This is a genomic window from Moorena sp. SIO3E8, from assembly GCF_010692445.1.
Taxonomy (GTDB): Bacteria; Cyanobacteriota; Cyanobacteriia; order Cyanobacteriales; family Coleofasciculaceae; genus Moorena; species Moorena bouillonii.
This window is the reverse complement of record NZ_JAAHHM010000174.1, coordinates 648-11,360: the sequence shown is the minus strand read 5'-3', so window position 1 is coordinate 11,360 and position 10,713 is coordinate 648. Positions and strand designations below refer to the sequence as shown.

16 protein-coding genes and 1 pseudogene are annotated in these 10,713 nt (G+C 43.6%); 8 read left to right on the top strand and 9 right to left on the bottom strand.

Features of this window, described 5'->3' with window-relative positions; translation table 11 throughout:
* Positions 1-362: class I SAM-dependent methyltransferase (locus tag F6K46_RS34850; RefSeq protein WP_293067621.1), on the bottom strand; the 362-nt coding region annotated here is incomplete at its 3' end.
* 69 nt (positions 363-431) lie between these two features.
* Here F6K46_RS34850 and F6K46_RS34845 point away from each other — a divergent pair.
* From F6K46_RS34845 to F6K46_RS34830, 4 genes are all read left to right on the top strand, one after another.
* A complete protein-coding gene (locus tag F6K46_RS34845) occupies positions 432-554 on the top strand; it encodes a hypothetical protein (RefSeq protein ID WP_293067618.1) in 123 nt (40 codons plus the stop codon).
* Between the two features lie 471 nt (positions 555-1,025).
* Positions 1,026-1,217 (top strand): hypothetical protein, encoded by a 192-nt coding sequence (locus tag F6K46_RS34840; RefSeq protein ID WP_293117872.1) that lies wholly within the window; start codon positions 1,026-1,028, stop codon positions 1,215-1,217.
* An 11-nt stretch (positions 1,218-1,228) separates the two neighbouring features.
* Entirely contained in the window at positions 1,229-1,420 is a 192-nt protein-coding gene (locus tag F6K46_RS34835) for a hypothetical protein (protein WP_293117869.1), read from the top strand.
* Positions 1,421-1,559: 139 nt separating this feature from the next.
* Positions 1,560-1,781 carry a helix-turn-helix transcriptional regulator gene (locus F6K46_RS34830; RefSeq protein WP_293067613.1) on the top strand — a complete coding sequence of 74 codons (222 nt, stop codon included), beginning with the start codon at positions 1,560-1,562 and terminating at the stop codon, positions 1,779-1,781.
* An 82-nt stretch (positions 1,782-1,863) separates the two neighbouring features.
* Here the strand turns inward: F6K46_RS34830 and F6K46_RS34825 are convergent, their stop codons facing one another.
* The 6 genes from F6K46_RS34825 to F6K46_RS34800 form a co-directional block, all read right to left on the bottom strand.
* A complete protein-coding gene (locus tag F6K46_RS34825; protein WP_293067610.1) occupies positions 1,864-2,826 on the bottom strand; it encodes a hypothetical protein in 963 nt (320 codons plus the stop codon).
* 259 nt (positions 2,827-3,085) lie between these two features.
* The gene (locus tag F6K46_RS34820; RefSeq protein ID WP_293067607.1) at positions 3,086-4,171 is read right to left on the bottom strand and encodes a pentapeptide repeat-containing protein; all 1,086 of its coding nucleotides are present in this window, start codon (positions 4,169-4,171) and stop codon (positions 3,086-3,088) included.
* 131 nt (positions 4,172-4,302) lie between these two features.
* A complete protein-coding gene (locus F6K46_RS34815; protein WP_293117866.1) occupies positions 4,303-4,656 on the bottom strand; it encodes a hypothetical protein in 354 nt (117 codons plus the stop codon).
* Positions 4,653-5,432, bottom strand: coding sequence for an ABC transporter permease (locus F6K46_RS34810; RefSeq protein WP_293067601.1), 780 nt, complete (start codon positions 5,430-5,432; stop codon positions 4,653-4,655). The genes F6K46_RS34815 and F6K46_RS34810 overlap by 4 nt, the downstream gene beginning before the upstream one ends.
* A 29-nt stretch (positions 5,433-5,461) precedes the next feature.
* Positions 5,462-6,406, bottom strand: a complete 945-nt coding sequence (locus tag F6K46_RS34805; RefSeq protein ID WP_293067598.1) for an ABC transporter ATP-binding protein — start codon at positions 6,404-6,406, stop codon at positions 5,462-5,464.
* A 23-nt stretch (positions 6,407-6,429) separates the two neighbouring features.
* The gene (locus F6K46_RS34800) at positions 6,430-6,621 is read right to left on the bottom strand and encodes a hypothetical protein (RefSeq protein ID WP_293067595.1); all 192 of its coding nucleotides are present in this window, start codon (positions 6,619-6,621) and stop codon (positions 6,430-6,432) included.
* A gap of 468 nt (positions 6,622-7,089) precedes the next feature.
* Between F6K46_RS34800 and F6K46_RS34795 the strand changes: the two genes are divergently transcribed.
* The 4 genes from F6K46_RS34795 to F6K46_RS34780 all read left to right on the top strand — a co-directional run bounded on the left by F6K46_RS34795 (position 7,090) and on the right by F6K46_RS34780 (position 8,880).
* Entirely contained in the window at positions 7,090-7,701 is a 612-nt protein-coding gene (locus F6K46_RS34795) for a hypothetical protein (protein WP_293021691.1), read from the top strand.
* A gap of 92 nt (positions 7,702-7,793) precedes the next feature.
* The gene (locus tag F6K46_RS34790; protein WP_293068556.1) at positions 7,794-8,048 is read left to right on the top strand and encodes a BolA family protein; all 255 of its coding nucleotides are present in this window, start codon (positions 7,794-7,796) and stop codon (positions 8,046-8,048) included.
* 108 nt (positions 8,049-8,156) lie between these two features.
* Positions 8,157-8,480 (top strand): Grx4 family monothiol glutaredoxin, encoded by a 324-nt coding sequence (gene grxD / locus F6K46_RS34785; RefSeq protein ID WP_293068559.1) that lies wholly within the window; start codon positions 8,157-8,159, stop codon positions 8,478-8,480.
* 37 nt (positions 8,481-8,517) lie between these two features.
* A complete protein-coding gene (locus tag F6K46_RS34780; protein WP_293117863.1) occupies positions 8,518-8,880 on the top strand; it encodes a hypothetical protein in 363 nt (120 codons plus the stop codon).
* Here the strand turns inward: F6K46_RS34780 and F6K46_RS34775 are convergent.
* Together F6K46_RS34775 and F6K46_RS34770 are read right to left on the bottom strand one after the other, a co-directional pair.
* A pseudogene (locus F6K46_RS34775) lies at positions 8,877-9,789 on the bottom strand (DUF4351 domain-containing protein). The gene F6K46_RS34780 and the pseudogene F6K46_RS34775 sit on opposite strands and share 4 nt — an antisense overlap.
* Positions 9,790-9,996: 207 nt before the next feature.
* Positions 9,997-10,713, bottom strand: a 717-nt coding sequence (locus F6K46_RS34770) for a DUF4351 domain-containing protein (protein ID WP_293117860.1), incomplete at its 5' end; no start/stop codon positions are given.

Here is a 10,713-nt window from a genome sequence, read left to right as displayed (position 1 = left end):
CAGAACTGATTGGGGCAGCAGTTCCAGAGCTTCAAAGCTATTTGGGATAGCTGGCGGTTTGATTTCCATGGTTCTACACTACTACTCATCCTTCCCTTTTTGTCAACCCCATCACCTGAATGCTTACGAAATGTCTTCCGAGCTAACTCAACCATCGTCTGGGATGAATCAATTCCTAAAACACTACCGTTGTTAATAATACTGGCAAATTTAGCAGTAATCTTTCCATCTCCACAACCAATATCCAGGAGTGTTTCGTTACCCATTAGTGATAGCTTTTTAATTAGTTCTTTTGCCCAATTGAGCTGTGCTGAAGAATTATTAGCATAATCATCAGCATTCCATTGATTTTGATTGGTCATATATAGAAATTATTATTTGGGTGAGGTACAGAATCCTGGGTTTTAGGGAACAGGGAACAGGGAACAGCGATGCAGCGCGGTCTTGGGGGTTTCCCCCATGAGCGACTGCATCAAGACGGGAACAGGGAAAGAGATGGAGGTGTGGGACCCGGGCGCAAGGCCAGGGCGCGGGGAGTTGAAAAAGTGATATAGCGGTTTTTAGCCTAATGAGGTTGTCTGAGAAGTCTCATTTGCTACATCCAAGCCCCCGTTGGTCCCCCAATTCTGGGGGACTTTTACAAGCAAATTGACTCTTGTTCCCCCCAAAGTTGGGGGGTTAGGGGGGCAAAATTCAGTATAAAAAACTTTTCAGATATCCTCTAATGAGGTACACAAGATTTTTTACCTATTCCCTCTTCCCCTCCTGGGAGGGGTTAGGGCGTGTTTTCAAAGTTTTCCGCAAGATTATGATCCCCCCCAGCCCCCCTTAAAAAAGGGGGGAGCCATACTCAAAGTCCCCCTTTTTTAAGGGAAACGGGGGATCTGCGAGGCAAGAAAACACGCCCTAGGGGTGGGTTACTCTTCCCTGTTCCCTGTTCCCTGTTCCCTGTTCCCTAAAATCAGAAACCCTGTACCTCACCAAATTTAAAACCGCTATACCTAAACCTATCGCCTCAAATTAACATGGCGAGTCAAAATCCGGATGATCTCACCCTCGACAGGGGAAGGAATTGGCGGGGTCCACGCTATGACTTCCGCAAAGCGAAGCACGTGCAATTGGTTAATCACACTCTCAACACCTTTGGGTACACCACAGGCGAGGAGGCGGACTGGGGTTTTGCCCTGAGGGACATCATAGATTGGAGCTTTGATTAGCTCTTGCAGCGATGCAGCGCGGTCTTGGGGGTTTCCCCCATGAGCGACTGCATCAAGACAGGAACGTGGGTTTACCATTTATATATCACCTTGTTTTCTTGGTGGTGGAACAGCGATCGCACATCCCGGCCTGTAGAACCTATGTGCGATCGCTTTGTGCTGGCGAGGGAATTGCCAATCACTGTAACTGCGTACTTTTATAGTATATCCTATCTTGGCCAGTTTGTCAACACTTTGAGTTTAAAAAAAAATTATAGAAGTATTATTTTCAACAATTCATGCTGTGAGAGGTTACAATCAAACGTAACGAGCGTTTAGTATGGTAAGAGGTTAAACACTAAAGTGGTAATTCACTGGAAATTGGCAGTAGTAATGGCTGAGCGCAACATCAGCAATAAAGACCTAGCTGAGATAATTGGAAAGCATCCTAACTCCGTTTCCAGGCTAAAACGGCATCGCCGTCTACCTAGAATTGACGAAGATATACTCAACTCCCTGTGCAAAGCACTCAAGTGCCAACCAGGGGACTTGATAGTCTATCAAGAGGATGAAGAAGCTCCTTAAAGCGGGAAATTTACCGGTAATCGGTAATCGGTAATCGATAATCGGTAACCGGTAATCCGTAATTTTCCTTGAGCCTTAGCCATCAGCGCATTATCGATGGGCCCAAAATATAGGAGCCCTTAGCTGTCTGGTGAATCGTCTCTGCAATTTTTTTAGCCACCTTCTGACTAGTCCAGTAGCTGTCGTGAGCACTTCCACCATTTATTAATGCTAAAAATGTCGATTGTACCGGTTTAGCGACATTTTCTAATAATCCAGAACCGTACGTCAGTACATCTTCAAGTTTGATGACTTTGTCATACTCATCTACTAATTTTGGCAACACTCCTTCTAGGGGCCAAGCAATGGGATCCCCCGGATGTACAAAGTTTTGCCAGGGTAACGCCACTCCTTGTTGAGTCAGAATTGCCAGTAATTCCTTTAGTTTTGAACTAATATCATGGGTACTGCCATCTCTGGTTTTGCCAACAATATGGATCAGAGTAAATAGGGCAATAGGTGAACCCATGGTATGAACACTAGCCAGAGGAATGGCACTGTCAAGCTCAGATTCGATGCCCAAAATGCTTTTGCGAATCCCCTGAATACTCTCATGACCAGGTATAGTTGGGTCATCCCATCGACTAGCAAACAATACATCAAATAGGATAATCGTTCCCCAACTGTGAGTGACTAGGTGCAAACGGTCCTGATCTTGGTATCCCTCCAATCCCTGATAGGCTTGTTTACTCATCTGCTCAATAGCCAGAGAGCTAACATGTCTGCTGAGGTAGAGAGCCCCGTCTCCAACGAATTGTAAGATTTGCTTTTGACGGAAGTCTCTGAACCAGAACTCATTCCACACCTTCGATGCCTTCAATGCTCCTAGGAGTTCCTTCTCCTGCTCAATCACCACATTACCCCAGTACAGAGGGATCTTTTTGAGTTGAACGGATGACTCAACATTAGATTGAATCAGATCGAAAAGCTTGTCAGCGTATTCGGGTGTTTCTCGATCTTGGCGAGTATTGACACCATGTATAAACAAAATGTAGTCCGTAGCCACGGATCAGCCTCTCTTCTGTGGAATTTGATCGATGATTCCATCAGTTTATGCGATCGCGTACCCTACCCGACCGCTATCATCGATTCCTGGTAGGGAGTAGGGAGTAGGGAGTAGGGAGTAGGGAGTAGGGAATATGGCATCAAAAATTATCTAAATGGAATTCTTGAGGGATGATCTTTTTACAAATAAATATAAGATGCACCCGATATAATTTATGTCTTCTGTTTCCTAAAAATACAGCCAATTTATTATACTAATATTAATTCCTAATCAGGTAGTCTGGTAAAATAGTTTCGCTATCTATCTGTGCCAATTCAATCTGCTTTTGGGTCAGATTTTTAGCTCCTTGGAGGTTAGCCTCTCTTAAATCTGTACCCTGGAGATTAGCTCCCTCTAAATTTGCCTCTTGCAAGTTAGCTTGAATCAAAGATGCCCCCTGTAAATTAGCGTTCCAGAGGATTACCTTTTCTAGCTTAGCTCTCCTGAGAAATGCCCCTTCTAGGTTAGCATCAAATAAGCAAGCGTCTGTCAAGTTAGCTTTTATCAAGTATGCTCCTTGGAGGTTAGCTTGATTACAGTCTGCCCCTTCTAGATTGGCTCCGATCACATATGCTCCTTTTAGATTAGCCTGATTAAGACAAGCTCCTTGTAGTTTGGAGCCACTAAGGTATGCTTCTTGCAGGTTTGCTTCTGTTAAGTTTGCCCCAATCAGTGTGGCGTTACGTAAATCAATTTTCTGATCTTCGAGTTCTTTTGAGCTGTCGCGCCTTGCAATAACCGTTAGGGCACCTTGAATATCAATAGGGAGTTTTTGGTCTTCTGTAATTGGAAGAGGACTGGATGAGTCATTTATTTGCTTTTGCTGCTCTACATGAATCTTCCCAGGGGACTGATATCGCACAAATGTCGATAAAATTTCCATAATTTTCCAGTGGTCTTGGGCAGAAACCTTAGCAATTCGTTCTAGGGCATAAATTCCACCTAGCCGTAGGGCAATCTGATCAGAACTCAGCCACTCCAGGGCATTATTCAAGCATTGAATTATTTGCTTGTCTTCTGTACCGATAGTAGTCTTGACAGTTATACCAGTTTTTGAGAGGTTATATAAACCTTTGTTTAAGTAGTAAAGTTTAATCAAAATTACTAGTCCAATAGCCATTATTACAACAGCTATAAAAAACAAAATTTGGTCTTTTTGCTCTACTTGATTTACAAAAAAAAATAGTTTATTGAGTTGGGATTTTTCAAGAAACCCCTCAATAAAATTTATGGGAAATACCACAAACCAATATAACGAAGCAATCCCTAAGTAGACTAAGCCACTATAAATCAAAAAAACAACCATTTTAAACCGTAAAGGGTGATTGTTGGGCGGGTTTACCTTGAGCTTCATGTCTTGTATTATATTGACTCAACTGGTATAACTTATTAAATCACCATCTTGTGAATATAATGTGAAGAAATTAAAAAATCTAACTAACGAGCTATATCTATATACAGGGAACAGGGAGTAGGGAATCGGGAGTCGGGAATCGGGAGTCGGGAATCGGGAATCGGGAATCGGGAGTAGGGAGTCGGGAAAAGCGGGAAATGGGAAGAATTATCCCGGAAATTATAGTGTATTTTGATACATATTTTTATTAATTTATACGTAATAAAAGTACCTACTCGCCCCTTTTTAAAAAACCTACCCTTGTAAGCATCTCCCCATCTCTCCATCTCCCCATCTCCCCATCTCCCCATCTCCCCATCTCCCCATCTCCCACACTTCCCTCTCTTTCCCAACTCCCGACTCCCGACTCCCGACTCCCTACTCCCTTGACTAATCAACGGAATAGAATAGGATAAATCTGACGCCAAGCTAGGATATAAAACACAACAGTCCATACCAACAACCAGATTAATTCTAAAAACCAGAACTCTGGTAACCCTAAGGGCCAACGTAACAAATCAACCATCGATGATAGGGGTAAAACAGCAGCGACATAACCCAGTCCAGTGGGTAATGTATCCCTAGGAAAATAAGTACCACAGAGAGTAAACATTGGTATCATAAACAAGAAAATCGGCACATTAATCTGATCAATAGTACGCACCGTTCCAGCTGTAAATAGCCCAATAGCACCAAACAGCATACTGCCCAAAATAATTACAGGCAAAGATACCAGCAATTGCCAGCCAGAGTAAAGTCCCCAGATCACCGCTACTAAACCTGTGATGGTACCAGCTAGAGCTCCCTTTGTAGTTGCCCATAGCCAATCTCCAATAAATACTTCCATGAAACTCAAGGGTGCTGTCAGCAGTGCATGCCAAGTTTTTTGAAAACTCAAGCGCAAATAACTCCCATATGCTCCTTCAGAAAAAGACTGAAACAGTACCCCAATTCCTATCATTCCAGGAGCTATAAAGTTCAAATAAGATGTGTTTTGACCATGGTAATAAACATCTCCCACTAGGGGAGTTAAACCATAGCCAAAAGCAATCAGATAGATTACAGGTTCAGAAATTGGAAGTAAACTATTGACTAGCCAAGTTTTTTGATACACTTTGGCATGACGATACCAGACCGAGTAGATGCCCCAAAATGTTACAGAAATTCCTTTCATTATTTTGATAGTAAACCTGTCTAACTTAATCAATCCAATGATGTTCCGGTCAGTCGTAAAAATACATCTTCCAAGTTGGTGGAGCGGCGGCTTAGACTAACAGATGGAATTGTATTGAGCTCTTTCCAGAGAGCTTGGGGATTGTCGATAGGTAATGCTATCAGGTAGTTACTGCCAAAGGTGCGATACCAAGTTCCGTACTGAGTCGCTAATTGTTGCAGGATATCTTCGGAGATACCCTCAATCTCCACTAGCTCTTTACCAACAGTGCGCTCAATTAGCTGATCGGGGGTACCTTCGTCAATTACTTTACCCTGCTGAAGTAAGATTAAGCGATCGCATAATCGTTGTGCTTCATCCATATAGTGAGTAGTCAACAACACCCCACAACCCTGATTTTTCAGCTGAATCACCAGCTTCCAAAAATCCTGCCGTGCATCTGGGTCAAGTCCTGTGGTAGGTTCATCTAAAAACACGACTTGGGGATGATTAATCAAGGCCCGTGCCAATACCAAACGCCGCTTCAAGCCACCAGATAGCTCATCAATCCGCCGCTGAGCATAATCCTGTAGCCCCACCAGCTCCAGTAACTCCCCTGCCCGTTTCCGAGCTGACTTACCGGTAATCCGGTAGTGGTGGGCAAAGATAACCAAATTTTCAAATACGGTGAAGTCCGGGTCAAGATTATCCTCTTGAGTAACAATCCCCATCGAAAAACGAACCTGTCGCCCTTGAGAATGTACCTGATATTGACCCAACTGCACAAAGCCACGACTAGGAACAACTGCGCCGTAGAGCATTCCCACCGTAGTGGTTTTACCCGCACCATTCGGTCCAAGTAAACCCAAAACTTCCCCAGGATTTAGGGTAAAACTAACTCCACTAACGACAGTGCGATTGCCATAAGATTTCCACAAATCGTAAGCCGTCAGTGCTACTCGTTCCGTATCGATTTCAGATGTTGTAAGATACATAGCTAAGACAACACATGGGTTGCTCAATGTTGTTCGCGAAGCGTGGCCCATAGGCCAAGGTTAGGTGGTTGAAGGTTAGGTGGTTGAAGGTTAGGTGGTTGAAGGTTAGCTGGTTGAAGGTTAGCTGGTTGAAGGTTAGCTGGTTGAAGGTTAGCTGGTTGAAGGTTAGCTGGTTGAAGGTTAGCTGGGTAATGGCTCACGGAGCACTGACCCAACGTTCGTTGAGTATTACTCGGGCAAATTCATCGGCTTACCAAGGCTAAAGGAAAAGCTTTGCTTTCACTTGTACTACAAAAGTAGTATAACGAGACGTTTTAATGCTGTCAAAATTAATCAAGACACCAAAGATGGATGAAGCGATAGAAATCAGGCATTAACGCCAGCAAAACACGTACTTATCAAGTCTTATCTGTATTTATCGTTAATTGAAAACGTAACTAGTTAACCTGTAAGTAGTCAGCCTATGCGCTACGCACACGCTGCGCGAACAGCTATCAGCTATCAGCACACTGACATACCCTACGGAACATTTTAGGACTAGTTTCAGTCTGAACCTTAAATCCAACAACTCTGGTACCTGCTTTACCTTTCCAAGAAGCCCTTGATCCAGTTTGGTAATGGTACTATACCAATAGTTTGGATTTACTCTATCATTTTAGGTAACCAATTCCCAAAGCTATAGTATGGTTTATTCTGGCACTCTTAATTCGGTCAGGCTCGCCTGTTTCGTTGCTCTTCCCGTGATGGCAGCTTTGGTAGTACTGCCACCAGCCCAGGCACAAGGTGCTGATATCCAAGTAGAATCAGACATCACTGACCCCAACAATACCGGACCGTTGACTCAAGAAGACAGCCTATTGAGTATGCCGGGGGGAGAGCGGATGATGCAAGAGGCGACTAACGCTATTGATTCAGGGAACTATAGCGTAGCTGCCAAAAAACTCCAAGAAGCACGTCAGATATTCAACCAGTTGTCTAACTTTTACCAACAGCTGGCTTCCAGTTTTTCTGGCATTGACAACCGAGTCTACGAGTCTCAACGGCAAAAAGCCCTGGAAACTGCTGAAAAGCGAGATGAAGCTACCTATCGGCTAGCCCTAGTCCATCGAGCCAATGACCAGCCAGAATTAGCTGTCCCCTTGTTAATTCAAATTATTCGGTCTCAAAATCCAACCAGGGAATTGGGAAAAAAATCCTACCAACAGCTGTTTGAGCTAGGATTCGTCGATTCTCCCTTTCCTAGAAATGGCAATAGCCAGCCCACCTCATCCGCTGGTTCTAATAAAGGCAGTTAAATTGTAAGCTATCAGCTTAAGCGCTACGCGCATATGCTTACGTTTAATTTTAGTATATTTTAGAAATTCGACTAGAAACTAGAACAAAAAAAATGGATCCGATTAGTACACAGCAAGTTGAAGAAAAGATTAAAGCATCGATACCGGATGCTCAGGTAAAGGTAGAAGATTTAGGGGGTGGTAACCATCTCCAAGCCATTGTTGTCTCCTCGGAGTTTGAAGGTAAATCCCTGGTAAAACAACATCAGCTGGTTTATGGTGCCCTAAGCCAAGAGTTGGCAACAGAGGCCATTCACGCCCTAGCTCTAAAAACCTATACCCCCGAAGCTTGGGCTGGCAAGGAGTAAACTGGTCTAAGTCATAATTGGAAGAGTCTAGGATTTCGCGCCCGCTAGACTAATATAATACCGACTATCAAAATAACTATCTAAATATTCCAGGAGTTTAAGACAACGATGACACCAGAACTGAAAGATAGAATAGATAAATTAACACAAGACCACAAAATTTTGGTATTCATGAAGGGCAGCAAACTAATGCCCCAGTGTGGATTTTCCAATAACGTTGTCCAAATTCTGAATCACTTAGGAGTTCCCTACGAAACTGTAGACGTACTAGAAGATTTCGACATCCGTCAGGGAATCAAAGAATATTCCAACTGGCCAACGATTCCTCAAGTGTACATTAACGGAGAGTTTATCGGTGGCTCCGATGTGATGATTGAAATGTATCAAAATGGTGAATTGCAGCAGACCGTGGAAGTCGCCCTGGCATCCTAATCCTTGACTGCACCAAACTATTGATACAACTGAAGAATTGCAGAAAGCGATCGGATTAGGAAATGCGATCGCTTTCTTGATGCAGTCGCTCATGGGGGAAACCACGGCAGTTGCTCATGGGGGGAACCCCCAAGACCGCACTGGCTCCCCAAGACCGCGCTGCATCGCTTTTTTTAGGGCGTTGCTTAATAATGGAATGATTTTAAGAGTTTTCTGGAATGGACATGTTGGTGGAATGGGCATCTTGGGTGGAACTGGCATCTTGCCAGTTTCATGCTTATTGTGGAACTGGCATCTTGCCAGTTTCATGCTTATTTTCGAGCGGGCAGGATGCCCACTCTACTCCTATTCATTCAAAGATTCAGCAACGCCGAATTTTTTCCTATTCCCTATTCCCTAGTGCTCCAACCAAACCGCTAAATCCCTTACTGTTTCAAAATTCAACAACGCTTCACTCAATTCCTCCAATCGAGTAATCGATAATCCCTCAATCTGCTGTTGGAGCCCAGGCTCAAGTAAACCTAACCTCAGGGTTAGCAAACGCATTACAACTAATAGGACTCCCTCCTGCTTGCCGCGCTGAAGTCCCTGCTGGAGTCCCTGCTGGAGTCCCTTCTGGACTCCCTTTTGGATAATATCTTGATAGGTAACAGATTCTTCCATAACTTCCTCCCTCAACAATCGACAGACTAAATTTTTGTCAAACCGCAAACCAGCCAGTACATCTACACAGGCCGCTAGGTTTCCCCGTAATGGTTTTTCTTCAATTTTATCTACTTCGGCAACGACTTGCTCTAACAATCGATTAGGGCTATTACTCCTAGCTAAAGTGGCCAAGGGTAACAAAGCCCGATTGGCCAACAGTGGTAATGGGTCTTGTTCCCACAGGCGAATTACTCTATAACGATGCCAGGTGTTAGTATCCCTAAACTCGTTAGTAAATACCATCTGTGAGGTCGTAGACTTTAGAAAAATCACTACCTGTTCAATGGGACATCGGTACTTTCGTTGTAGTCTGACCCAGTAGTCCAACATCCGAAATGGTAATGGTGGCTCGGATTGGGGCAGGGTTTGAAATTCTAGGTGCAGAATTTGGTTAGTACTTTGGAGTAAACTCAGAGCATCAGCTTGAATTGGTTCACTACTCAATTCAGTGTCTTGATGCAGTCGCTCATGGGGGAAACCCCCAAGACCGCGCTGCATCGCTTTTAAGTACCTGAATATCATCAGGTGCCTCACCCAATAGCCAGTGAAAAAACTCCGATGGGTATGCTTCTGCTAGGTATTTACAGATGTTATCGTAGGCCAAGGCAAATTGTTCAAAGTTAATACTATCTCAGACACTGTATTAAATCTGAACCATAAAATTTATTGCACCTGGATCTTGTTTATTGATTCAAGTTATGATAACGGAGCAATTTTGATTGAGATAATATCTAAAAAAGACCTGATCTAATCAGGTCTTTTAAAAATCATGTCCCCACCAAAAATCCTGGTGAACACTAACAGTTCAATCTCAGCCGTGCTCCAACCAAACGGCTAAATCCGTTGCTGTCTTAAAATCCAACAACGCTTCACTCAATTCCTCCAATCGAGTAATGGATAATCCCTCAATCTGCTGTTGGAGCACAGGGTCAATTAAACCTAACTTCAGGGTTAGCTGACGCATCACAACTAATAGGACTCCCTCCTGCTTGCCGCGCTGGCGTCCCTTTTGGATAATATCTTGATAGGTAACAGATTCTTCCATAACTTCCTCCCTCAACAATCGACAGACTAAATTTTTGTCAAACCGCAAACCAGCCAGTACATCTACACAGGCCGCTAGGTTTCCCCGTAATGGTTTTTCTTCAATTTTATCTACTTCGGCAACGACTTGCTCTAACAATCGATTAGGGCTATTACTCCTAGCTAAAGTGGCCAAGGGTAACAAAGCCCGATTGGCCAACAGTGGTAATGGGTCTTGTTCCCACAGGCGAATTACTCTATAACGATGCCAGGTGTTAGTATCCCTAAACTCGTTAGTAAATACCATCTGTGAGGTCGTAGACTTTAGAAAAATCACTACCTGTTCAATGGGACATCGGTACTTTCGTTGTAGTCTGACCCAGTAGTCCAACATCCGAAATGGTAATGGTGGCTCGGATTGGGGCAGGGTTTGAAATTCTAGGTGCAGAATTTGGTTAGTACTTTGGAGTAAACTCAGAGCATCAGCTTGAATTGGTTCACTACT

Coding starts and splice junctions, on each gene's coding strand:
- grxD (WP_293068559.1), top strand. CDS start 8,157: ATGACACCAGAACTGAAAGATAGAATAGATAAATTAACACAAGACCAC.
- F6K46_RS34845 (WP_293067618.1), top strand. CDS start 432: ATGCAGCGCGGTCTTGGGGGTTTCCCCCATGAGCGACTGCATCAAGAC.
- F6K46_RS34835 (WP_293117869.1), top strand. CDS start 1,229: ATGCAGCGCGGTCTTGGGGGTTTCCCCCATGAGCGACTGCATCAAGAC.
- F6K46_RS34840 (WP_293117872.1), top strand. CDS start 1,026: ATGGCGAGTCAAAATCCGGATGATCTCACCCTCGACAGGGGAAGGAAT.
- F6K46_RS34795 (WP_293021691.1), top strand. CDS start 7,090: ATGGTTTATTCTGGCACTCTTAATTCGGTCAGGCTCGCCTGTTTCGTT.
- F6K46_RS34810 (WP_293067601.1), bottom strand. CDS start 5,432: ATGAAAGGAATTTCTGTAACATTTTGGGGCATCTACTCGGTCTGGTAT.
- F6K46_RS34805 (WP_293067598.1), bottom strand. CDS start 6,406: ATGTATCTTACAACATCTGAAATCGATACGGAACGAGTAGCACTGACG.
- F6K46_RS34820 (WP_293067607.1), bottom strand. CDS start 4,171: ATGGTTGTTTTTTTGATTTATAGTGGCTTAGTCTACTTAGGGATTGCT.
- F6K46_RS34790 (WP_293068556.1), top strand. CDS start 7,794: ATGGATCCGATTAGTACACAGCAAGTTGAAGAAAAGATTAAAGCATCG.